The organism is Streptomyces sp. NBC_00209 (assembly GCF_045206345.1).
Lineage (GTDB): Bacteria > Actinomycetota > Actinomycetes > Streptomycetales > Streptomycetaceae > Streptomyces.
Genome location: NZ_CP108121.1, coordinates 2,027,950 through 2,049,581, shown reverse-complemented (window position 1 = coordinate 2,049,581; position 21,632 = coordinate 2,027,950). Strand labels below are relative to the sequence as shown.

24 protein-coding genes are annotated in these 21,632 nt (G+C 68.9%); 12 read left to right on the top strand and 12 right to left on the bottom strand.

From position 1 onward, the window contains the following. Positions 1 to 133 precede the first annotated feature (133 nt). Positions 134 to 316, bottom strand: a complete 183-nt coding sequence (locus tag OG867_RS08895; protein ID WP_093706308.1) for a DUF397 domain-containing protein — start codon at positions 314 to 316, stop codon at positions 134 to 136. After that, positions 313 to 1,167 (bottom strand): helix-turn-helix domain-containing protein, encoded by an 855-nt coding sequence (locus OG867_RS08890; protein WP_406284127.1) that lies wholly within the window; start codon positions 1,165 to 1,167, stop codon positions 313 to 315. The genes OG867_RS08895 and OG867_RS08890 overlap by 4 nt, the downstream gene beginning before the upstream one ends. Positions 1,168 to 1,405: 238 nt before the next feature. Here OG867_RS08890 and OG867_RS08885 point away from each other — a divergent pair, with 238 nt between their 5' ends. The 4 genes from OG867_RS08885 to OG867_RS08870 all read left to right on the top strand — a co-directional run bounded on the left by OG867_RS08885 (position 1,406) and on the right by OG867_RS08870 (position 4,278). Then, positions 1,406 to 1,780, top strand: coding sequence for a hypothetical protein (locus tag OG867_RS08885; RefSeq protein WP_406284125.1), 375 nt, complete (start codon positions 1,406 to 1,408; stop codon positions 1,778 to 1,780). A gap of 26 nt (positions 1,781 to 1,806) precedes the next feature. Next, entirely contained in the window at positions 1,807 to 2,307 is a 501-nt protein-coding gene (locus OG867_RS08880; protein ID WP_406284123.1) for a hypothetical protein, read from the top strand. A 429-nt stretch (positions 2,308 to 2,736) separates the two neighbouring features. Further along, the gene (locus tag OG867_RS08875; protein ID WP_406284121.1) at positions 2,737 to 3,183 is read left to right on the top strand and encodes a DUF6082 family protein; all 447 of its coding nucleotides are present in this window, start codon (positions 2,737 to 2,739) and stop codon (positions 3,181 to 3,183) included. Between the two features lie 72 nt (positions 3,184 to 3,255). Next, positions 3,256 to 4,278, top strand: coding sequence for a hypothetical protein (locus OG867_RS08870; protein WP_406284119.1), 1,023 nt, complete (start codon positions 3,256 to 3,258; stop codon positions 4,276 to 4,278). Here the strand turns inward: OG867_RS08870 and hemC (OG867_RS08865) are convergent. Beyond that, complete coding sequence (hemC, locus tag OG867_RS08865) at positions 4,262 to 5,197, bottom strand: hydroxymethylbilane synthase (protein ID WP_406284117.1); 936 nt, start codon at positions 5,195 to 5,197, stop codon at positions 4,262 to 4,264. The two genes, OG867_RS08870 and hemC (OG867_RS08865), sit on opposite strands and share 17 nt — an antisense overlap. Before the next feature lie 98 nt (positions 5,198 to 5,295). Between hemC (OG867_RS08865) and hemC (OG867_RS08860) the strand changes: the two genes are divergently transcribed. Both hemC (OG867_RS08860) and OG867_RS08855 read left to right on the top strand, forming a co-directional pair. Next, complete coding sequence (gene hemC, locus OG867_RS08860; RefSeq protein ID WP_406284115.1) at positions 5,296 to 6,210, top strand: hydroxymethylbilane synthase; 915 nt, start codon at positions 5,296 to 5,298, stop codon at positions 6,208 to 6,210. 920 nt (positions 6,211 to 7,130) lie between these two features. Then, complete coding sequence (locus OG867_RS08855; protein WP_406284113.1) at positions 7,131 to 7,652, top strand: hypothetical protein; 522 nt, start codon at positions 7,131 to 7,133, stop codon at positions 7,650 to 7,652. A 44-nt stretch (positions 7,653 to 7,696) separates the two neighbouring features. On the opposite strand, the gene OG867_RS08850 is transcribed toward OG867_RS08855, so the two are convergent. The 4 genes from OG867_RS08850 to OG867_RS08835 all read right to left on the bottom strand — a co-directional run bounded on the left by OG867_RS08850 (position 7,697) and on the right by OG867_RS08835 (position 12,267). Continuing rightward, complete coding sequence (locus tag OG867_RS08850) at positions 7,697 to 9,391, bottom strand: relaxase/mobilization nuclease domain-containing protein (RefSeq protein ID WP_406284111.1); 1,695 nt, start codon at positions 9,389 to 9,391, stop codon at positions 7,697 to 7,699. After that, positions 9,381 to 9,956: a hypothetical protein gene (locus tag OG867_RS08845; protein WP_406290844.1), complete on the bottom strand. Its 576-nt coding sequence runs from the start codon at positions 9,954 to 9,956 to the stop codon at positions 9,381 to 9,383. The genes OG867_RS08850 and OG867_RS08845 overlap by 11 nt, the downstream gene beginning before the upstream one ends. Positions 9,957 to 10,271: 315 nt before the next feature. Then, positions 10,272 to 11,555, bottom strand: a complete 1,284-nt coding sequence (locus OG867_RS08840; RefSeq protein ID WP_406290841.1) for a DUF3631 domain-containing protein — start codon at positions 11,553 to 11,555, stop codon at positions 10,272 to 10,274. Between the two features lie 517 nt (positions 11,556 to 12,072). Next, a complete protein-coding gene (locus OG867_RS08835) occupies positions 12,073 to 12,267 on the bottom strand; it encodes a helix-turn-helix transcriptional regulator (protein ID WP_406284109.1) in 195 nt (64 codons plus the stop codon). A gap of 121 nt (positions 12,268 to 12,388) precedes the next feature. On the opposite strand from OG867_RS08835, the gene OG867_RS08830 reads away from it, so the two are divergent. Next, the gene (locus OG867_RS08830) at positions 12,389 to 12,889 is read left to right on the top strand and encodes a helix-turn-helix transcriptional regulator (protein WP_406284107.1); all 501 of its coding nucleotides are present in this window, start codon (positions 12,389 to 12,391) and stop codon (positions 12,887 to 12,889) included. Between the two features lie 24 nt (positions 12,890 to 12,913). Further along, positions 12,914 to 14,068 carry a tyrosine-type recombinase/integrase gene (locus OG867_RS08825; RefSeq protein WP_406284105.1) on the top strand — a complete coding sequence of 385 codons (1,155 nt, stop codon included), beginning with the start codon at positions 12,914 to 12,916 and terminating at the stop codon, positions 14,066 to 14,068. A 7-nt stretch (positions 14,069 to 14,075) separates the two neighbouring features. On the opposite strand, the gene sodN is transcribed toward OG867_RS08825, so the two are convergent. Beyond that, a complete protein-coding gene (gene sodN / locus OG867_RS08820; RefSeq protein ID WP_018102729.1) occupies positions 14,076 to 14,471 on the bottom strand; it encodes a superoxide dismutase, Ni in 396 nt (131 codons plus the stop codon). A gap of 172 nt (positions 14,472 to 14,643) precedes the next feature. Here sodN and sodX point away from each other — a divergent pair, with 172 nt between their 5' ends. Beyond that, positions 14,644 to 15,099, top strand: a complete 456-nt coding sequence (sodX, locus tag OG867_RS08815) for a nickel-type superoxide dismutase maturation protease (RefSeq protein WP_406284103.1) — start codon at positions 14,644 to 14,646, stop codon at positions 15,097 to 15,099. Here sodX and OG867_RS08810 read toward each other — a convergent pair. Then, entirely contained in the window at positions 15,003 to 15,632 is a 630-nt protein-coding gene (locus OG867_RS08810) for a CGNR zinc finger domain-containing protein (protein WP_406284101.1), read from the bottom strand. The genes sodX and OG867_RS08810 overlap by 97 nt on opposite strands. 206 nt (positions 15,633 to 15,838) lie before the next feature. Here OG867_RS08810 and OG867_RS08805 point away from each other — a divergent pair, with 206 nt between their 5' ends. Both OG867_RS08805 and OG867_RS08800 read left to right on the top strand, forming a co-directional pair. After that, on the top strand, positions 15,839 to 16,327 hold the full coding sequence (locus tag OG867_RS08805) for a SigE family RNA polymerase sigma factor (protein WP_328902340.1): 489 nt from the start codon (positions 15,839 to 15,841) through the stop codon (positions 16,325 to 16,327). Continuing rightward, entirely contained in the window at positions 16,324 to 17,097 is a 774-nt protein-coding gene (locus tag OG867_RS08800; RefSeq protein WP_406284098.1) for a hypothetical protein, read from the top strand. The genes OG867_RS08805 and OG867_RS08800 overlap by 4 nt, the downstream gene beginning before the upstream one ends. 61 nt (positions 17,098 to 17,158) lie before the next feature. Here the strand turns inward: OG867_RS08800 and OG867_RS08795 are convergent, their stop codons facing one another. Genes OG867_RS08795 through OG867_RS08785 form a run of 3 tightly spaced genes read right to left on the bottom strand, consistent with a single transcriptional unit; the run spans position 17,159 to position 19,870 of the window. Next, a complete protein-coding gene (locus OG867_RS08795; RefSeq protein WP_161209407.1) occupies positions 17,159 to 17,920 on the bottom strand; it encodes an amino acid ABC transporter ATP-binding protein in 762 nt (253 codons plus the stop codon). Beyond that, positions 17,917 to 18,873, bottom strand: coding sequence for an amino acid ABC transporter permease (locus OG867_RS08790; protein ID WP_328902343.1), 957 nt, complete (start codon positions 18,871 to 18,873; stop codon positions 17,917 to 17,919). Before OG867_RS08790 ends, OG867_RS08795 begins: the two co-directional genes overlap by 4 nt. Positions 18,874 to 18,901: 28 nt before the next feature. Then, positions 18,902 to 19,870: an ABC transporter substrate-binding protein gene (locus OG867_RS08785; RefSeq protein WP_328902344.1), complete on the bottom strand. Its 969-nt coding sequence runs from the start codon at positions 19,868 to 19,870 to the stop codon at positions 18,902 to 18,904. Positions 19,871 to 20,395: 525 nt separating this feature from the next. On the opposite strand from OG867_RS08785, the gene OG867_RS08780 reads away from it, so the two are divergent. Beyond that, a complete protein-coding gene (locus OG867_RS08780) occupies positions 20,396 to 21,607 on the top strand; it encodes an NADP-dependent malic enzyme (protein WP_328902345.1) in 1,212 nt (403 codons plus the stop codon). Positions 21,608 to 21,632: the final 25 nt, after the last annotated feature.

Genomic DNA, 21,632 nt, shown 5'->3' with positions numbered 1-21,632 from the left:
ACGCGTGGAGGATTGGGTCCTCAGAGTCGGGAGAGTGACACCGGCATCCTTCATGTGGGGCCCCGGGTACGCCCATCAAAGGCAGCAAAAAGCCCCCCTCGCGCAGAGGGGGGCCGTCGGGGCGCTCTAGGCGTCACTTCATCGAGCTGATGAAGGCCGTCCAGGCCGGCCGGGAGGCGTTCAGCTCCGGACCGACCTCGTCCTTGTGCTTGGAGTCGCGGACCATGACCTGAGGCAGGTTGTCCGCGACCTCCACGCACGCGTCGTTGCTGGAGCCGCTGTAGGAGGACTTGCGGTAGGTCGGCTGCTCGCTCACTTGAACCTCTTCAGTACTTCGTGGATTCGGCCGGTGGAGTCACGGGCGCTCAACGCCTCCTCGGCAAGGCGATCATAGACCCGCTGGTACTGCATGACCGTCGCTGTTTCCTCAGAGTAGCTACCCGTTCCGAAGCCTTCTGTGTACGTGGCCCGCCGGCCGCTGCTGAGGGTGAGGAGGGTGAACGATCCGCTGACGATGGCGGCCGTGAACGGCAGAACCCGGACGCTGATGTTCGGCTGCTCCTGCGCCTTCAGCAGGTGCTCAAGCTGCTCGCGGGCGACCTCGGGTTCCCCCATGTCGCAGTGCAGTACGGCCTCGTAGATGATCGCCGTCAGCCACGGCTGATGCTCTCCGCTCAGGATGCGGCGAGCGCGTTCCATGCGCTGGTCCACGATGTGCTGGATGCGCCGGGGATCGCCGGCTTGTCCGGCCAGTACCAGGGCTCGGGCGTACCCGGGTGTCTGGAGAAGGCCAGGGACTATCAGGCCGAAGTCGTAGAGCATCGTTGCCTCGGGGAGGCGACGGATGTAGGGCCTGGCGTAGTCGTTGACGTTCTCCTGGTTCAGGATGCGAACCAGGTTGACGAGGGCATCGGGGTCGAGGCCCAGGGTTTCTTCGAGCTTCTGCGCCAGGTCGGTGTCGGGCGGGACCTCCCCCGTCTCGACCTCGGAGATCCGGCTCTGCGACGTGTACGTGCGCTTGGCGACGAACGCCTGGCTCCAAGGCGCGTCCTGGAAGTCGCCCTTTTCCTTGGCCTCCTGCTGTCGCCTCAGGCGAGCGTCCTGAACCATCCGCCCGATGTACTGCTCCAGCCCCTGGCTGGGGTCTACATCCCTCGTCTTTGTCATATGCCGGATATCCCGATCGCCGCCCGGTACTCAACTCCTAGTGATCGTAGGGCTACTGGCGGCATCTTGGGAGGGCCGAAGGAAGGCAACGGATCACCGGACACAGGAGAAGCCAGGAGCAGCTATGTCGCACCCCCCGAACGAGTCCCAACAGGCGCCAGCTCTGAGCCCCGCAGCCGCGATCACCCTTGCCGACGAAACGCTGCGTCTCCAGCTCGGAACCACCACACTCCCCGCCATGCAAGTCCAGGTTGCACTTCTGGTGACGCAGATCCGCTGCTTCTTCGAGGCCGGTCTTCCCGAGGATCAGGAGGAGGCCGACGCGCAGCGCCAGGAGATCCTCCCGCTCCTGGAGGAAGTGCCCGCCGGGGATGACGTGGCCTGGCGTACGTGGACGCGCATGCGGGCGCTGGGCCGCGTTCTGCGGCGGCACGTTGCCCAGTACACCAACCGGAAGCTTGGCGAGGACCGAGCCCCGGGGGACGACACCCCGAGGGAAGTGCCGGCAGCTACTGACAGGGGTGAGCCCAAGGGCGTCTACCGGGTTCCTACCGTCCTGGAGATGCGGCGTGCTCAGCAGTGGCTGAACCGTTCGGCGGGAGGGCACCAGTGATCGGGACGGCCGCCGTGGCTCGTGCGGTGAGCGACTACATGCACCGCCGCCCCGGGGAGAGCCTGACGCTCGCCCCGTTGTGGCAGACGCTCTCCCAGCACGCGAAGGCGGGGACCTGCCACCACCGTGGAACCTGTCCGATTGTTACGGCAAGCCCGATCGTGCTCAACGAGCGTCAGGAAGTGCTGGTGCTCGGGGTCGGGCGCGGCACCGTAAGGATTCCCGAGGCTCGGTTCGAGGATGGGTGGGACACCCTCGCTGAAGCGGCTTCGATGCTGGCGCGAGCCCTTGGAGTTCATGAGTTGTGGACTCAGCCGGGTTGCGAAGACCCGGTTCAACTCCACGCGGCTCGCGCCGATGCTCAAGATGGTGAGCGTATGCGGGTCGCGGCCCGATACCTGTTTCGCACGCATGCCGGCCTCTGCCACTTCGCTCCGGGCGCCCCTCAGACGTGGGTGCCGCTGGCTCAGGCGGACATCGAGCTGGCCACGCGTGTCCATGCCCTCGTCGCTGAGGTGCCCCTGTGAGCCGACAGGCGCCCGAGTGGATCTACCTCAGCGTTCTGGCGGGCCTCACGGTTCTGCTCGTCGGCGGAATCTGGGCAAGCCGATGAGCGGCAGTCATGTGCTTACGACTGTCACCGTGACCCCTGCGCAGGTTCGTGCCGGCGACCTCGTCCGCTGCGAGGGGTCGTGGCGAACGATTCGGGATCTCCGCCGCACCGGGCGCGGCGGAAGGGCTGCCGTGATCAACGGCCTGCCGGGCGTCTGGATGCTCCCCAGCACCTTCGACGTGATGCGTCCTGCCCGACGAAGTTAAGGCTCCGTCCCGGTGAGAGCACAGCGCTCCCCGGAGGCGGTAGTCGGCCCTTGGCCCGCTCTGTCCGCCCCTCCTTCACGCGGCAGACGGATCGGGACGAGGCCCCGACACCCTCTCCAATCGCGAAGGAAGAACGAATGAAGTCCACCATTCCCCTCGCCCTGGCTCTGGGTACGGCTGTCGGTGCTGCGCACCTGGCGCTCACGGCCAGGCACCACCGCGACGTGCGGCATTTCGGGCTGGCGCAGATGCATGGCGAGCTGATCCGAGACACAGCCGCGAACCTGGAGTTCAAACAGATCACGAACTACCCCTACCTGGAAGATCTGGACGACCCGACTCGTGCGCGGCTCATTCACACCAACAGGTGGGTCAGCCTCTGGAGCACGATGCTCCGCCTGCGCTTCATGCCGCCCAACAGCATGCGTCAGGTGGCGGCTGAGTTCATGAGGCGCCCTGTGGGCCGCCAGTTCTGGGAACAGGCTCGCGACCATCGCCGCATCACGGCGCGCGACAAGCACGACGCGGCCTTCAACAGCCTCATGAACGAGGCGTATCAGGAGGCCCGTGCCGACGCGGCCTGACCGTCAATCTCCCGCCCGGCTGCTGCGTGACGGTCGCGGCCGGGCGGGTTCGCCCAAGCCAGAAGAGCACCGATGTCATTCGAACCGCACGACCTGGTGGGGGCCCTGACCACTGGCCCTCCCATTTCACCGCACACCCCGCAGGCCATAGGAGGAGCATTGCGCACCCCACGCTTATCGGTCCGGAACTATCTCGGTGGGCCGGCACTCACCCCCCAGGACCTCACGATGGTCTTCCTGATGCGCGAGGGCGACGACAGGGCAGTCACCTCAATGCCCACGCACACGGTGGGAGAGGCCGTCGAAGACGCGCAGATGATCCAGGACCTGGGCATGCGATCCGTCAAGGTGTTCGCGGGCTCGCGTCTCCGGGATGGCCACGCCTCGCAGGCCACCTCTCCCACGGGGCTCATGGCCCGTACGATCGCAGCCGTGAAGAAGTCCGCACCTGGGCTCGCGGTCATGACCGAGACCTGCGTGTGCTCCCACACCGACTCGGGGGAGTGCTGGCTCGCCAACGAGCGTGACGGCGGCATGGACCTCGTGAGGACCACCGAGGTCCTGGCGGCCCAGGCAGTGATGCAAGCCGAGGCCGGCGCCGACATCGTTGGACCTGCAGCGATGATCTCGGGCTCCGTCCAGGCCGTCCGCGAAGCTCTGGACGGTTCCGGGCACCGTGATGTGGCGATCATGCCGCACCTCATCTTCGAGTCCGGGCTCTACCAGGGCTACCGGGCAACGATGGGGGCCACCCCTCAGTCCGGGACGCGGGCCTTCCAGATCAATCCGCAGTGGCCAGAGATGGCCGTGCGCTTCGCCCTTGAGATGGTTCGTGAGGGCGCGGACATGATCCTTACGGAACCTGCGCTGCACACCGTCGACACCCTCGTCCGCCTCAAGGACAAGGTTCCCGTGCCTGTGGTTCCGTTCTCCGTGTCGGGAGAGTACCTGCGCCTCACGGACCGCCAGCCGGACGGGGAAATCGACGTGAGCGGTCTGGTTGAGGCGTACACCGTCCTCAAACGGGCTGGCGCCGATCGGATCATTACGTACGGTGCGATGGAGATCGCGCGCAGGCTCAAAGGCTGCTTCTGATCGCCGAGAGGATGTCGGCGGCGCCCTGGTTCAGCAGGTCTGCCGCAACGGTGAAGCCAAGCTTCTCCGGCTCGTCCGCCGGCCCAGTGGCTTCCGCGGTTACCTGCCGAGTCCCATCGGCGGACGTAACGGCGGCCGACAGGTGCAGCAGTCCGTCCCGTTCCACCCGCCCCCATGCGCCGACGGGGACGGAGCATCCGCCATGCAGGTCGGCAAGCAAGGCGCGCTCCGCCCGTACGCAGGCATCGACGTCGCTGTCCCCGGTCCCAGTGAGCAGTCGTGCGGCCAGCGAGTCTGTACGGACCTGGATTCCGAGTGCGCCTTGCCCGGGTGACGGGAGGAAATGACGCGGGTCCAGAACCTCGTGGATCTCGGGCGTCAGCCCGAGTCGATTCAGTCCGGCAGCGGCGAGAACCACCGCGTCGAGCGCGCCCTTGGTGGTGCGGGCAAGCCGCCCTGGCACGTTTCCCCGGATCGGTACGACGTTGAGGTCGGGGCGGAGCGCGAGGAGCTGGGCCACGCGGCGGGGCGCCCCTGTGCCCACGGTCGCCCCTTCGGGGAGACCGGCCAGGGTCGCCCCGCAGAGCACATCGCGTACGTCTTCACGCGGGCCAGGCGTGGTCAGCAGGGTCGTTCCTTCGGTAACGGCCGTAGGGAGGTCCTTCAAGGAGTGCACGATCACGTCGACCTTGCCCGTGACCAAGGCTGCCTCTTGGTTGGTGGAAAAAGCGGACCCGCCGGCCGTCTTGGCCACCTCCGCGAGCGTGGGCGTGACGCGGTCCTGGTCGCCGCCTTCGAGGATGACCTCGCGCTTGAAGGCGACTTCCGGGAACTGCCCGACCAGAGGCGCCAGCCATTCGCTGACCTGCCTCCTCGCTAGCTTGCTAGCCCTGGAGCCGATGCGCACCACGTCGCCCATTCAGGTCAACTCCTTGCGATAGCAGTCCCGTTGACTCGCAATCGTACTTGCACCAGAACCATGCAGATTCCGACAGTTTGTCACTAAAGGAGAAACTTGTGACCCTTCGTGTGGGCGCTCGCGCCTCGAAGATGTCCCTCATGCAGACGGCCCCGGTCTTATCCGCTTTCTCCGCCGCTGGCCCCACCATCCTGCGCCCCTTCACCGAGGCGGGTGGGGATCGGTCGGTGAATCGGGCCGCGCTGGAGGCGGACGGGGTCTTCTCCGAAGAGATCGAATCCGCCCTGCTGGCGGGCGAGATCGATGTCGCTGTCCACTGCCTCAAGGACGCGCCGACCATCGACACTCCCGGCCTGACAATGTCCGCTTACCTGCGGCGCGACGACATCCGGGACTGCCTGGTCGCCCGCGATCCCGATGTCACGCTGGCCACCCTCCCCGCCGGGGCGAAGGTAGCCACTGCGTCCCTACGCCGGACCGCCGCACTGCGCATCCATCGCCCAGACATCAACGTCGTGCCGCTACGAGGGCCGGTGGACGAACGCCTTCGAGCGCTGCACGAGCCCGACAGCCGGATCGACGCGCTGGTCGTCGCCACATGCTCCATGGAACGCCTCGGCCTGCCCCACCTGATCACCGAACGGATCAGCCCGGAGGTGATCTGTCCTCCGCTCGGCGCTGCGATCATCGCCTTCCAGACACGCGAGGACGACAAGGCCACGAGCGAGGCCATCAACTTCCTCCACGACCCCGTTACCGCCACGGAAGCGGAAGCCGAGCGCCTGGTACTCCGCCGGCTGGGCGGCTTCTGCAATGCCCCGCTGGCGGGGTACTGCCGAACGGACGGGGGACAGGACGCCGCCACCTACACGGTCCGCGCCAGATCCTTCACGGTGGACGGTGGTTCTTCGGTCGATGTTCGCCGCACCAGCAGCGACGCCAGGACGGCGGCCTTGGCCGTCAGCCAGGAACTGACGCGACTCGGAGCCCAGGCAGTGGCCGCCAGGTCTTGAAGGAAGTACTTGGTGGCCCGGAGACACACCTGTCCCGGGCCACCAACGAGCGACGGCCAGGTGGTCAGCGGAAGCATCTCAGCCGACCTCCGGCAGTGGCCTCCTTCTCGGCTCGATGTCCAGTAGCGGGCTCTGGCGCACATGCCGTGGAGCAGTTAACGACCTGCGGAGCGCGCCCTGGGACGTCATCTCGGGCCGTAGCCCGCGCAGCGGCGACTAAGCGCGAATCATGAGCGCGATGCCTGTGGCCAGGGCCGCGCCCCCCAGAGCGCAGAGGAGCCCGCCCCAGATCCGCAAGAGCTTCCGCTGAAGGGGCGCATAGCGGAGAAAGTCCATCCCTGGATGCTCGAATCCCAGTCGGTTGAACGTTCGCAGGAGGCCGGGATCGGCGTGGGCAGGGTTGAGGTAGGTGTCCACCGTCCGTTTCGCGATGCCGCGGTAGTCCGTCGCCAGCGCAAGTCCCGCCAGAATCATCCCGGGACCCAGCAGTAGAGGTGCCAAATACATCCGTTCCTCCGGTCCAGGGGTGCGGCAGGTGCACGGTACGCCGGGAGGGGGGAAGGGGCGTCATGCCAGATTCCGGCAATTTGGCGCCGCTTCTGATTGCTGGTCAGTCACCGACGAGCAGGCTCGGCCTCTCGTCTACCGGACCGGGCGGAGTGGGCTCCGATCAACCGCCGCTTGCATTCCGCGGTGGGGCCAGACGAAGCCGGTCCCCTGGGGCTAAAGAAGACCGTCCCAGACACAGGGGCTTGCCAAGAGGGAAACGCAGGCCCGGTGGGCGTAGCTCCACAGACGTTGTGCCAGAGCAGCCCGAGACTCGACAGCACCACCAAGGGGGCGGCCGGGGCGGGCACCGAGCCCTGACGTACGTTCGAGCCCATGACGCGCACCCTCAGAAGATCCCGACTGGTGGCCCAATGAGCGGCTGGTGGGCCTACTTGGAGGAACGGACCTGTCGAGAGGTCGATGCTGATGTGCTGCGCGACCGCCGGCTTTCGGCGGTCAGGTCCGTCTGGGAGGCGCTGCGCCCGTTGGGGGTGGGCCTGCACGAAGCCGAGCGGGTGGTCCACGCGCGATATGAGGCTCTGGGTGACCGCGTACAGTCCACCCCGCCCGATCCGCTGGACCTCCCCTCGCTCGCAGCCCGCGCCGCGGCTCTCCCAGGCCGCGTGGCGGCAGTGGAGGCGCTCTGGGACGGCGATACGGTGCACGACTGGTTCGTGCTCCTGGTCGCGGTCCTGGACGCCCCAGATGGGGAAGGCCACCTGGCGACCGTGTACCACCGATCTGACGGCCCTCCTCCTGGTGTTGCCGCAGCCAAGGCCGGCCGGGCGCTGGCCGGCCACCTTCGCGTGCCTTTCCACTTCGCGTCTCCAGACGTCCCTGATGACGACGCCCCGCGCTGGAGGACGATCCAACGGCTGGCGAAGGGGCCGTGACTGGGGGCATGGACGGAGTGCGGCGGCCCCAAGCAGAGGCGTCATCAGTGCCGACTGATTACCTCTCGCCTCGCGGCCACCGGTGGGGCCGAGGGGCGTGGGGTGGCAGACATGGGCGATGTTCCGTTGATGGTGCTTCGGCTGTAAGCCGCTTGTGTCCGTCGGTTCGGCTGAGCTGTGATGCGCCAGTTGAGGACCTCGGCGGGGCGCTCCGCACTGTCCAGTTCCCGCTCGGTGCCCACTTTTGCTAGGAGGCGTCGGGGGTTGTGGCCGGCGGTTTCAGCGTGGGCGAGGGTGGTGGTTAGGGCCGTCCAGTTGGGGTCGGTGAGGATTCGGTTGGCGTGGTCGGGGAGGGCCGCGCGCACGTCTTGCTCGTAGCGGTGGGCGGTTGTGGCTCGTGGTGCGCGGCGGGCCAAGTCCGCGAGGGCGGGTGTGGCGGCCTGCTGGTATGCCGACTGGAGGTGGCGGAAGGCTTCCTCGGCTGCTGCGGCTTGTTGTTCGTGGCCGCGTTGTTCGTGCCATTTGGCGGCGGCGCGGGCCAGGTGCACGGTGGCGAAGAGCAGGGCGATGGCGAGTCCGCCCGGCTGGTTGGAGGCGTAGGCGAGTGCCTTGGCGGCCTTGCGTAGGGCGGTGGCGGCCTGGTGGTCGGCGCGGGTGGCGGAGCGGCGGGCGCGGTTGAACGCCATTGCCGCCGCTCGTAGTTCTGTCCGGTGTGGGCCGGGTGTGGCGCTGGCGATGTTGTACAGAGCGTCGCCGAAGGCGGCCAGGTGGCCCTGGGCGGCGGCATCGTCGCCGGAGTCGAGGATGGTGTGCGCCGCGTGTATGGCGGTGGTGGTGTGCCGCCACGGGGCGGCGGGGTCAGCCACGTACCGGGGGCAGTCGGCAGCCTGCTGGTTGGGGAGGCGTTCGCGTAGGCGGTTGATGGAGAGGTCGGGGGCGAGTTTGGAGCCGCCGTACCAGACGGGTTCGCCGGCTGCGTTGGTGTCGCCGGGGGCGGCGAGGCTGTAGCCGATGATGTCGCCGGTTTCGGGGCCGAGGCGGGTCTTGACCTTGATGCCGAGGGACTGCAGCACGGTGAAGTAGTCGGCCTCGGTTCGTACGGCGGCGGCGACCGCGTACGCCTGCTCGCGCAGCCAGTGCCGTGCCGTGACCGTCTGGCCCTGACGCTCGGCCTTGGCGCGTTCGGCGCCCGTGGGGGTGCGCGGCGCGGTGAGGTCGCCGGACTTCAGACGGCGCAGGCCGAACTCGGCCTCGATCTTGCGGCATTCGGCTTGGGCGCGCTGGCCGTCGTGGTGGGTGCGTGGGCGGCGTCCGTCGGCGCGGACGGTGGTGGCCATGAGGTGGATGTGGTCGTCGGCGTGGCGTACCGCGATCCACCGGCATGCCTTCTCGTCGCCTTCGGGGGCTATGCCGGTGGCGTGGAGGATGCGGCGGGCGACCTCGGCCCACTCGGTTTCGGTGAGGTAGCGGTCGCCGGGCGCGGTACGGACCGGGCAGTGCCAGACGTGCTGGGATGGTTTCTTGCCGCCCAGCTCGCGGGTGCGCAGGTCGACGTGGGCGTCGAGGCGCTTGGCGAGCTGGGTGTAGGTGGCCTCGGGGACGCGGCCGGGGTCGGGGGCGCCGGCCATGTTCCAGGCGGCGACGATGTGAGGGTCGGTGTGTTCGTCGCGTCGGCCGGGGCCGAAGAGGTAGGCGATCAGTCCGCGGGTGTCGGAGCCGGTGGAGACGTCAGGAACCATGCGCGGTGCCCTCCGTCAGGAGCTGGTCGATCAGTCGGTAGCTGTTCTCGGCGGCTTGCTCGACGCGGTCCAGCACCGCCTCGGCGCGCTCGGGCACGGTTCCTCGGTGGATGGCCGCGGTGATCTGGTTGAGGTTGCGGCCGATGCGGTCGAGCGCGACGGTGTGTGCCTCGACAGCCGCGATCACTGGGCGGAGGGGATCGTCCTCCGGGCTGCCGACCAGCCCTGGCTTGCCCTGGGCGACGGCGAGGGCGGCGTCACCGACGAATCCGGCGAACTTCTGACCGCGCTGGTGAGCGGCGGCGCTGATCACACCGACCGCGGTTCGTGTGAAGCGGATGGTCTTCTCCTGGTCTCGCCTCTCCACGGTGCGCTTGCGGTTCATCAGTGAGGGCAGGGCTGGGGCGTCGAGATCTCGCCAAGAGGGTTGCTCGACGGTCGGCGGGACGTCGGTCGACGGCTGAGTGCACGGGGCGGCGGAGTCGACTGCCGGCGGGCGGATGTTCTCGGCTCCTGCCTTCTCCGGCTCGGGCGCCCCCTGGCGCCCGGCCTTCTCCTCCGCCACCCCTGGGGCGGGGGCAAGCGCGGACGAAGCCTCGTTAGAGGCTCGTTCGCTCCAGCTTGCTGCTGATCGGCGGGTCAGGCCGAAGAACCCCTTGCGGCGGCGGGTGGGAGCGTTGTCGGTGCTCGGTTCGGGCATGGCGGTGCTCCGGTGGTCGTGTGTGGTGGGGCTTCGTCACGTCCGTCGCATCCGTCCCGTTGCTGGTCAGCACAGGTACGGAGACCCTTGCAGGTACGGAGTGATCCGTATTGGCATGGAACTCCGTCCCCGCGCTGACCTGCGCGGGGACGGATGCGACGGATGGATACGGAGCTGGGGTCAGCGAGTGCGCCGGGGGCCGGCAGGCCCGCCGGGCGGGCCAACGGGCGGTGTCCCGGACGGAGAGATCGGTGGCTTGCCCTGGATCCGACGCGCGAGGGCGCTTTCGCCGGCTGCGGGGGCCGGTGGGGCGGAATCGGGGCAGTAGCGGGCCCAGGCGTCGACGAACTGGTTGCGGGCGTACGCCTTGGCTTGCCTGCCGTTCTCGAAGCGGTGATTGGCCGGGCTGATGCCGAAGTCGCGCAACAAGTTCGCCAGGTGATAGGCGTTCAACCCCTTGGTGCCGTACTCGGCCCACGGCGCCTCGGCGTCCTGGACCAAGGCGGCGAGCAGGTCGTGGCTGCGCATGGCCCCTATGTCGCCCTGCTGCTCGAACACGCGGCGGATGTCCCGGAGCAACCGGGTCTTCAGCGTCGTCTGCTCGTCCTGCACCACCTCGTTCCTGGTCATCGCCAGGCAGGCGGCACGGGCCCGGGAAGGCCAGTGCCCGCCGGCCAGGTCGGCGACGATCACCAGCGGCTCCCACGTATCGGCAGCACGGTCCTCGACCGGCATCCGGGGAACCAGGCCCCCAGCGGTGCTCCGCAGCGGGGCCAGCCAGGCGGTCAGCCGGTCCCGCAGCGCGTTCAGCTCCGGAACCGAGTACCGCGAGCGGAACGGGGCGATGCGCTCGCCCGGCTTGCGCTTCTGCATGCGGAGCACGACCGCCCGGTCCATGATCGTGTCCGGTAGGTCGCCGATCCCGGCGAGCGCTGCCATGGCGAAGGTGGGGAACGCCGTCGGCTTGTGCTCCGGACCGGAGATCCGCCAGGCCGGGCGGTTGCGCTGGTGCCCGGCGTTCAGCAGACCGCGCAGATCTTCCTTGTCCCCGGCCTTGGGGCCGAAGATGGTGTCGGCCTCGTCCACCAGCAGCGTCGGCGGGTTATTGCCAATCACGCGGAAGACCACCGCAGGCGAGGTGTTCACCGTCATCATCGGCTGATGGACAGTCTCGTGGAGCACGTCCAGGACGCGGGACTTGCCGCAGCCCTTGGTCGGCCCCACCACCGCCAGACGCGGCGCATGCTGGAGAGCGGGCTGAATATGGGAAGCCGCCACCCACAACGTGACCGCCGAGAGCGCCTCCTCGCTCGGCAGCACCACATACCGGCCGATCGCAGCCCGCAGATCGTCCAGTACGACGGTCCCTTCCTGGTCCCGGTCCGTCGTGAGTCCGGCACCCTCACGGCCCCCGGTCCCCGGTCCGGGTTCGCGGACCGTCCCCGGAGCACCGTGGTCCGCCAGGACTGTTGGTCCGGGTTCGCCAGCCGACTGACCGGAACTCTCCGCCCGGTCCCCGGCTTCCGGACCGGGTCCATGGTCCGGGTTCCCGGTCCGGTCCGATAGGCCACTGAGCTGCGCGTTCTCCGTTGGTCCGGGCCCCTGGTCCGGGTTGACCGAAACCTCGGTCCGGGGCTCGGTCGCGGACCGGTCCGGGACCGGACCGACCGGACCAGCGGCACGGACCGGTCGATCGCCGATCCCCGGAGAAGGGGACCGGTCGTCCGCTCGGTCCGGACGGTGGCACGGGATGCCCTGGCCAGGGACCGCAGCGGCAGGCCAGACGACCTTGTGGGATGGGTTCGAGTTGGCGGGGGACGTAGAGTCCTCCATCGACGTTCCTCTCAGGTGAGGGACGGGACGGGCAAGGTCCCGCCCCTCACCGGTTCGTTCGTTCAGGGATGGGCGATGGGCAGGGGAATCTCCGGCCCTCGGCGTTGGCGCGCCGGGGGCCGCTGCTGTGTCAGGGACTGCCTGCGGCTCATGAGGCCAGGCCCCACTCGTCTCCTCCGTCGGCCAGCGCGCGCTCGTAGCGCAGCAGTTCGGTCTCGGGGTAGAGCACCCGCTTGCCGACCTTGATGCCGCGCGGCCCCTTCTTGAGCTGGCGCCAGTAGCGGACGGTGCTCTCGGCTGTGCGGTAGCGCTTGGCGACCTCGGCGGTGGTCAGGTATCGCATGCATTCCCATTCGGCTAGATGGCGATTCGATCTGCATAAAGTTGTACCCCAGGATCGGCGGATACCCAAATCGGGAAGCTCATGTTTCAATTGGGATAGTGACGGTGATGATGGAGGTTCGATGGCAGGCGACAGGCCCGAGGGCGGCGAGGTGCCGCTGCTCTACAGCGAAGGCAACGTGGCAGGCCGTGTGGCCCTGGAGCGCGAGGTCAGAGGGTGGAGCACGACCGAGCTGGCAGAGCGCGTGACCAGAGCGGGCGTGAAGATGAACCAGACGGCTGTCTGGCGCATCGAGAACGGATCACCCCGCAGGCGGATCAATCTCGATGAGGCGCTCGCCTTCTCCCGCGTCTTCGAGCTGCCCCTCGAAGAGCTGATGTCACCGCCCCTCGAAGGGCTCGACATCGACAGTCGGCGGCTAGTCCAGGAAGCCGTTGAGGCGTTCTACGAGACTCGTGACGCCCGGGACCGCCTGCACCGTGCCGTCGTCGCCGTTGCCGACCACATCAAGGCCCACCCTGACAGCTCGCGGGCGATCCACGAGCAGTGCCTCCGTCTCATGGGCGACGAGCGCGACGCTCGCACGCTCAGCAACGACATTGCGGACGGCGGCCACTACTGACAACCGAGACGAAGGAGAGGCCACTTGGCCAACGTTCAGAAGCGCCCCACCGGCAAGTGGCGGGCCCGATACCGCGACCTTGACGGCAAGGAACACGCCCGCCACTTCGACCGGAAGCTCGACGCCCAGCGCTGGCTCGACGAGGTCACGACCAGCATGGTCACCGGCCAGTACGTCGACCCGCGAGCCGGCCGCGTCACCTTCGAGAAGTACGCCGAGAGGTGGGAGGGCTCGCTCATCGCCAGTGAGGCGGGCGAGCGCATAACCGACAACGCACTCCGGCTCCACCTCGTACCGGCGCTGGGCGCCCGGTCCATGGCGGCGATACGCCGCAACGACATACAGGTGCTCTTCAAGCGCCTCTCCGACCAGCTCGGCCCCGGCAGCGTGCGGAACGTCTACGACGTCCTCGTTCGCGTCATGACGGCGGCTGTGGACGACAAGGTCATCGCCTCCAGCCCGTGCCGCCGGATCACTCTCCCGGCCATGGCTGACGAGGAGGTCACCCCGCCCACGGTCGCCCAGGTCGAGGCCATGGCCCGCGTGATGCCGCCGTACATCCGCGCGGCGATCGTTACCCTCGCCGGATCAGGGCTGCGCATCGGCGAGCTGCTCGGCCTGAAGGTGTCGGACGTCGACTTCAAGGCCGGCGCCATCCGGGTCGACCGGCAGCGGCTTCAGTCCGGGAAGATCGGCCCGCCGAAGACAGCCAAGTCCCGGCGTACGGTCCCGGTCGGGGAGGTCGTCACCGACGCGCTCCTCGGGCATCTCGCCGCGCGCCCCTCCACGGAGTGGCTGTTCACGATGGAGGAGGGGGAGCCCCTCAACTACCGCCGCTGGAAGACCGAGTGGAACTGCGCCCGTAAGGCGCTCCAGGCGGAGGAGAACAAGGCGGCCAAGTGTGACGGCCGCAAGCCCGTCGAGCTGCCGCACATGGTGACCCACGACCTGCGGCACTTCTACGCCTCCGCGCTCATCGCGGGCGGGGCGAGCGTCAAGCAGGTGCAGCTCGTCCTCGGCCACGCGTCCGCCGTCATCACGCTGCGGATCTACGCACATCTGTGGCCGGGAGAAGAAGACCGCACCCGGTCCGCGATGGACGCCGTGCTCGGCGGCCTGCGGACCGGGTGCGGACCGGTACGGAGTCTGGCCAGCGAAACCGCAGGTCAGACGGCCTAACCGTAGATCAAGCCTTCTTGGTCTCCCAGAAGATCTTGTCGATCTCCGCGATCAGGTCCAGCGCCTTCTGGCCGGTGGCCGGGTCGGTCGAGCCCTTGGCGGCCGAGAGGGCCTTCAGGGTGTCGTTGACCAGCTGGTGCAGCTCCGGGTACTTCTCGAAGTGCGGGGGCTTGAAGTAGTCGCTCCACAGCACCGAGACGTGGTGCTTCGCGAGCTCGGCGCGCTGCTCCTTGATGACCACGGCGCGGGCCCGGAAGTGCGGGTCCTCGTTGGCCTGGAACTTCTCCTGGACGGCCTTGACGGACTCCGCCTCGATGCGGGCCTGGGCCGGGTCGTACACGCCGCAGGGCAGGTCGCAGTGGGCGCTGACCTTCACCTTGGGGGCAAACAGGCGGGAAAGCATTGAGCTGTCCTTCCTCGTGATCGTCTTCTCAGGTGGGACATTACTCCGTGAGAAGCCTGTTTCAGCGAGTGCCCCCGGAGGCTTAGGCCAAAAGTCCGGGATGAGTGTGGGACCAGTGACCGAATGTACGAAACCCTGTGAGGGACGGTGTACTGGACGGACCGAGGAGGAGATGAGGGAGGTGCCGGAGGTGCCGGAGCCGGCCGACGAGCAGCCCGTGCGCGGGCTGGGGCGGGTGCCGTTCCAGGTGGTGGAGGTGACGGGGCCCTCGATGGTGCCCACGCTCTACCACGGGGACTGGCTGCTCGTGCAGTACGGGGCGCCGGTGCGCCCCGGTGACGTGGTGATCCTGCGCCACCCGTTCCAGCAGGACCTGCTGGTGGTGAAGCGGGCCGTGGAGCGGCGGGCCGAAGGCTGGTGGGTGCTGGGGGACAACGGCTACGCGGGCGGGGACAGTACGGACTACGGGGCGGTGCCCGAGGAGCTGGTGCTGGCTCGGGTCCGGGCGCGCTACCGGCCCCTGACGAGGGATCAGCGCTCGGTGCGCGGGGTGGTGAGCTGGGCGGTCTCCGCGCTGCGCCCGGTATCGGCGGCGCGCTCCGTCTCCAGGCGCTTGCGGGCCCGGTAGGCCGCCACGTTCGCCCGGGTCGCGCAGCGGTCCGAGCAGTAGCGGCGGGAGCGGTTGGTCGAGGTGTCCAGGTAGGCGTTGCGGCACGGCGCCGCCTCGCACAGGCCGAGCCGGTCCACGCCGTGCGAGGTGAGGTGGAAGGCCAGGCCCATGGAGGCGATCGCGGCGTACCCCGCGGTCGCGTTGGACGGGTGGTCCGCCAGATGCATGTGCCAGTCCGGCCTGCCGTCCGCGTCGCGCTCCTCGTGCCCGGAGACCTGCGGGCTGACCGGGAACTCCATCAGCAGCGAGTTCAGCCGGTCCACCGCGAGCCGCTCGTCCCCGGTGTCGGCCGCCTCGAACACCGCGCGCAGCCGGGCCCGTACGGAACGGAACCGGGTCACGTCCGCGTCGGTCGCCCGGCGGGCCGCCTGGCCGCTCGGGCCGAAGAGGTCCCGGACCGCGTCGACCGAGGTGAGGGCGTCCGTGTTCCGGGCCGGCTGCTCGGTGTTGACCAGGCGCACGGCATAGTCCGCGTAATAGGCCAGTTCCACGAGGTGTCCTTACGGCGTCGGTCCAGGGGCGGTGCGAAGCAGGCGTAATGGGTCGCTCAGCGTACAGGCTATTACGGGGGAGGGGTGGCGGGCCAAAGCGGCCATGCCGTGGAATTGGCCCCGTACACGCCGCAACCCGCCGGGCCGGCCACCGCACTGGAAGGGTGAGACGGTCCGCGCCCGCGGGCCGGGGGAGGGACAACCGGATGCGGAGCGATGACCACGCCGCGCTGCACGCCTTCGTGGAGGGCAGGCGTACCGCGCTGTTCCGCAGCGCGTTCCTGCTCTGCGGCGACCGCCACGAGGCCGAGGACCTGGTCCAGACGACCCTGGTCAAGGTCGTGCTCGGCGGCCGGCGGTACGGGCGGCTCGACAACATCGAGGCGTACGCGCGCAAGACCCTGGTCAACACCTTCATCGCGGGCCGCCGCCGGTTCTGGCGCCGCGAGCAGGCATACGGGGAGCTGCCCGAGCGGGCCGTCGAGGCACCCGACACCGATACCGGCCTGGCGGTACGGGCGGCGCTCGCCCGGCTCACGCCCAGGCAGCGGGCGGTCCTGGTGCTGCGCTACTGGGAGGACCTGAGCGTCGAGGCCACGGCCGCGACGCTCGGGATGCGGGAGAACACGGTCAAGAGCCACACGGCTCGGGGGTTGGCGGCGCTGCGCGCCGAGATGGCGGAGGTATGGGTATGAACGACGTGCGTGAGCTGCTGGGGAAGGCCGCCGACGACGCCGGACGGCCCGTCATCAGCACGGAGGCGGTGTACGCGAAGGCCGGGCGGGTGCAGTGGCGGCGCCGGACCGCGGTGTCGGCGACGGCGGTGTGCGCGGTGGCGGCGGGGGCGTTCCTCGTGCCCCAGCTCTCCTCGGCGCCGGCCTCCCCGCGGACCTCGTCCGTGGGGTCCCTGGCGCAGGAGCCCGGTGAGACGCCGCGAGACGTGCGGCTGCTCAAGCTGTTGCCGGATCTGACCGGCACGGTCGAGGAGGTGTCGTTCGCCGACATCATCAAGCACGCCTCGCCCCTGCCGCCCGAGCCCCCCAGGACAGGGCCGCTGGACGGGCAGTACGAGATCCGCCGGGACGGCGGCGTCGGCTACCTGACCATCGACGTCATGGACGCGAAGGCCGTGGCGAAGAAGCTCGGTGGCGGGTCGCCCGTCGTGAACCTGTGCAAGCCGACGAACGGGGAGCCGGCCCCCGACAACTGCGTGCGCGAGGAGCTGTCCGGCGGGCGGGTGCTCACCATCTGGAGCGACGAGATGAACTACGGCGACGGCACCCCGCAGTGGGGGCCGGAGCTGGCAGCCCGGCTCACCCTGGCGGACGGTTCGCTGGTGGGCGTACGCGACAGCACCGGCTTCGAGGCCGATGTCGTCCAGGGGCCGATGCTCACGTCCCCGCCGCTCACCCGCGCGCAGCTGCGCGAACTGGTGCTGCGTCCGGAGCTGCTGCCGAAGCAGTGACCCCGTACGGAAGAAGGGCGGTACGGACCCCGGGGTCCGTACCGCCCTTCTTCCGCACCGCCTAGAGCACCTTCGACAGGAACGACTTCGTCCGGTCGTGGTGCGGGTTGCTCAGGACGTCGCGCGGGTGGCCCGACTCGACGACCACGCCGTCGTCCATGAAGACCAGCGCGTCGCCGACCTCGCGGGCGAAGCCCATCTCGTGCGTGACGACGATCATCGTCATGCCGTCCTCGGCGAGGCCCCGCATCACGTCGAGCACGTCACCGACCAGCTCCGGGTCGAGCGCCGACGTGGGCTCGTCGAAGAGCATCAGCTTCGGCTCCATGGCCAGCGCCCGGGCGATGGCCACCCGCTGCTGCTGCCCGCCGGAGAGCTGCGAGGGGTAGTTCCCGGCCTTGTCGCGCAGGCCGACCCGGTCGAGCAGCCGCTCGGCACGGGCCCGGGCGACCGCCTTGGACTCGCGGCGCACCTGGACGGGCGCCTCCATGACGTTCTCCAGCGCCGTCATGTGCGGGAACAGGTTGAAGCGCTGGAAGACCATGCCGATGTCCCGGCGCTTCAGGGCGACTTCGCTGTCCTTGAGCTCGTAGAGCTTGTCGCCCTTCTGGCGGTAACCCACCAGCTCGCCGTCGACGTACAGCCGTCCGGCGCTGATCTGCTCCAGGTGGTTGATGCACCGCAGGAACGTCGACTTGCCGGAGCCGGACGGGCCGATCAGGCAGAAGACCTCCTGCGGGGCGACCTCCAGGTCGATGCCCTTGAGGATGTGCGCGGCGCCGAAGGACTTGTGGACGCCCTCGGCCTTCACCATCGCGGTCATGCGATGCCTCCCTTCGGGCGGCCCACCGAGAGCACGGTGGCCCTCAGCTTCTGGAACGGGGTCGGCGGCAGGCTGCGACTCGATCCACGCGCGTAGTACCGCTCCAGGTAGTACTGCCCGACGCTCAGCACCGAGGTCATGATCAGATACCAGGCGGCGGCGAGGAAGTACATCTCCACCGGAGCCCCGGACGCCTGACCGATGTCCTGGGCGTTCTTGAAGAGTTCGTAGAACTGCACCGCCGCCACCAGCGAGGTCGTCTTCAGCATGTTGATGACCTCGTTGCCCGTGGGCGGCACGATCACCCGCATGGCCTGCGGGATCACGACGCGCCGGAGGGTCTTGGCGTGGCTCATGCCCAGCGCGTGCGACGCCTCGGTCTGGCCCTCGTCCACCGAGAGCAGACCGGCCCGGCAGATCTCCGCCATGTACGCGGCCTCGTTGAGACCGAGCCCGAGCAGCGCCGTGAGCAGCGGCGTCATGAAGCTGGACCAGTAGTCCTTGTAGATCGGCCCGAGGTTGATGTACTCGAAGACCAGACCCAGGTTGAACCACACGAACAGCTGCACCAGGACGGGTGTGCCCCGGAAGAACCAGATGTAGAACCACGCGATGGACGAGGTCACCGGGTTCTTCGACAGGCGCATGACGGCGAGCAGGATGCCGCCGACCACGCCGATCAGCATCGACAGGGCGGTCAGCAGCAGCGTCTGGCCGACCCCGTCGATGATGCGGTCGTCGAAGAAGTAGTCCGGGATCGCGCCCCAGTTGATCTTGCCCTGGCTGAAGGCGTAGACGAGGGACGCGAGCAGGGCGATGGCGACGAGCGCCGCGACGTACCGCCCGTAGTGCCGGACCGGGATGGCACGGATGGCCTCCGGTGCGGGTGCCGCCTCCGAGGCGGAGGATGCGGGCGGCTCGTCGGCCGGTCCCGCCTTCTTGATGTCAGTCACGGCTGATGCCTTTCAGCGCCGGATCCGGTCAGGACCCGCCGTTCACCTTGGCCTCGGTGACCGCACCGGCCTCGACGCCCCACTTGGCGATGATCTTGTCGTACTCGCCGCTCTTGATGATCTCGTCCATGGCCGCCTTGATGGCCTGGGTGAGCTTGTCGTTGCCCTTGGCGACGGCGATGCCGTACGGGGCCGCCTCGACCTGGTCGCCGACGATCTGGAAGTCCTTGCCGCCGCCCGAGGTCTTCACCGCGTACGCGGCGACCGGGAAGTCGGAGGAGCCGGCGTCGGCGCCGCCCGAGCGGATACGGGTCTGGGCCTCCAGGTCCGTGTCGTACGGCTCGATGGCGATCTTCTTGCCGCCGGCGCACTTCTTGGACTCGTCCTTGGCCAGGTCGTGCGAGACGGTGTTGCGCTGGACGGCGATCTTCTTGCCGCAGAGGTCGGCCCAGGTCTTGATGCCCTGGTCGTCGCCCTTCTTGGTGTAGATCGAGACACCGGCGGTGAAGTAGTCCACGAAGTCGACGCCCTCGCCGACCTTCTTCTTCGTCTCCGGGTCGATGCCCTCCTGGCGCTCCTTGCTGTCCGTCATCGCCGACATCGCGACGTCGTAGCGCTTGGCGCGCAGGCCGGTGACCAGGGTGTCGAACGTGCCGTTCTCGAACTTGAACTCGACGCCCAGCACCTTGCCGAGCGCGGCGCCGAGGTCGGGGTCGATACCCACGGTCTCGCCCGACTTGTCCTTGAACTCGACCGGCGGGTAGGCGATGTCGGAGCCGACCCGGATGACGCCCTTGGACTTGATGTCCGCGGGCAGCAGGTCGGCGGGGGAGGCCGTACCGGCGGAGGCGCCGGTGCTCGCCTTGGTCGATCCGGAGTCGTTGTTCTTCGTCTGGTCGCCACAGGCGGTCAGCAGCATGGTGCCGGCGACCGCGATGGCGCCGACCGCGGCGATGCGGGTGGTCGCGGCCGTACGACGGGTGAAGCGTGCGGTCATGTTCGGGTTCCTCCGGCAGGTGGGGACGGTTCGCCAGGCGGTAATGGCACACGGCGTCGGGTGTCGCCGCCTTGTGTGATTACGGCATGTTGCCATGCGGATTAGCCCGAACAGGGGGCCCGGCATGTCAAAATCGGGTAACGGGCGATCCCCGAACCTCTTGAGGCCGGTACACCAAGGCCGGACCTTTTATGGGGTTTCCTTCTCGCGGCCGGAGGATCTGCGGCGCGTCTCGCGTGCCGGACTCAGGTCCGGCACGAGGCTGACCTGTTGAAATGGCAGCCCACTATGAGTCATGTCACGGAGCGCATATGGACTCGTCCGTGACCAGGTCCGTCCGGTAAGAAAGACCTTTACACCCCTCATCCGGGGCTCAGGGCGCGTGTGCGGCGCGCCCGCGCGTACGTACCTCCCCCTGCCGGGGCGGGCCAACCGCCAGGCGCAGGGCACGTACGCGGGTCCGCCCACCCCTCCTCAACCAGGAGTGGCCACCCTCAAACGATGAAGACTTAAGGGGTCAACACCATGGCAGCGGAGATCGTCAATCCTCGCAGCGACAGCAGTACTGACAGCACCACCGACGAGCCGTTCGATCCGGCCTTCGCGCTCCACCGCGGCGGGAAGATGGCCGTGCGGGCCACCGTCCCGATCCGGGACCGGGACGACCTGTCCCTCGCGTACACGCCGGGCGTGGCGAAGGTGTGCAGCGCGATCGCGGAGCACCCGGAGCTCGTCCACGACTACACCTGGAAGTCGCAGGTCGTCGCCGTCGTCACGGACGGCACGGCGGTGCTCGGTCTCGGCGACATCGGTCCCGAGGCGTCCCTCCCCGTGATGGAGGGCAAGGCGATCCTCTTCAAGCAGTTCGGCGGGGTGGACGCGGTGCCGATCGCGCTCGCGACCACCGACGCGGACGAGATCGTGGAGACCGTCGTCCGGCTCGCCCCCTCCTTCGGCGGGGTGAACCTGGAGGACATCTCGGCGCCGCGCTGCTTCGAGATCGAGCGCAAGCTCCAGGAGCGGCTGGACATCCCGGTCTTCCACGACGACCAGCACGGCACGGCCGTCGTCACGCTGGCCGCCCTGCGCAACGCCGCGAAGCTGTCCGGGCGCGCCCTGGGCGATCTGCGCGCGGTGATCTCCGGCGCCGGTGCGGCCGGGATCGCCATCGCCAAGTTCCTGCTGGAGGCGGGGCTCGGCGACGTGGCCGTCGCGGACCGCAAGGGCATCGTGAGCCGGGACCGCGAGGACCTGACCGACGTCAAGCGCGAGCTGGCGGAGCTCACCAACCGGGCGGGCATCTCCGGCCCCCTGGAGGTGGCGCTCGCCGGCGCGGACGTCTTCATCGGCGTTTCCGGCGGTACGGTCCCGGAGGCGGCGGTCGCCTCGATGGCACCGGGAGCCTTCGTCTTCGCGATGGCCAACCCGAACCCGGAGGTCCACCCGGACATCGCCCACAAGTACGCGTCCGTCGTGGCGACGGGGCGGTCGGACTACCCGAACCAGATCAACAACGTGCTGGCCTTCCCCGGGATCTTCGCGGGGGCGCTGCAGGTGCGGGCTTCGCGGATCACGGAGGGGATGAAGATCGCGGCGGCCAACGCGCTGGCCGACGTGGTCGGCGATGAGCTGGCGGCGGATTACGTGATTCCGTCGCCGTTCGACGAGCGGGTTGCTCCGGCGGTGACGGCCGCTGTGGCCGCGGCGGCCCGTGCGGAGGGTGTCGCCCGGCGCTGAGGCGTTGCGGGGGCGCTGCCCCCGT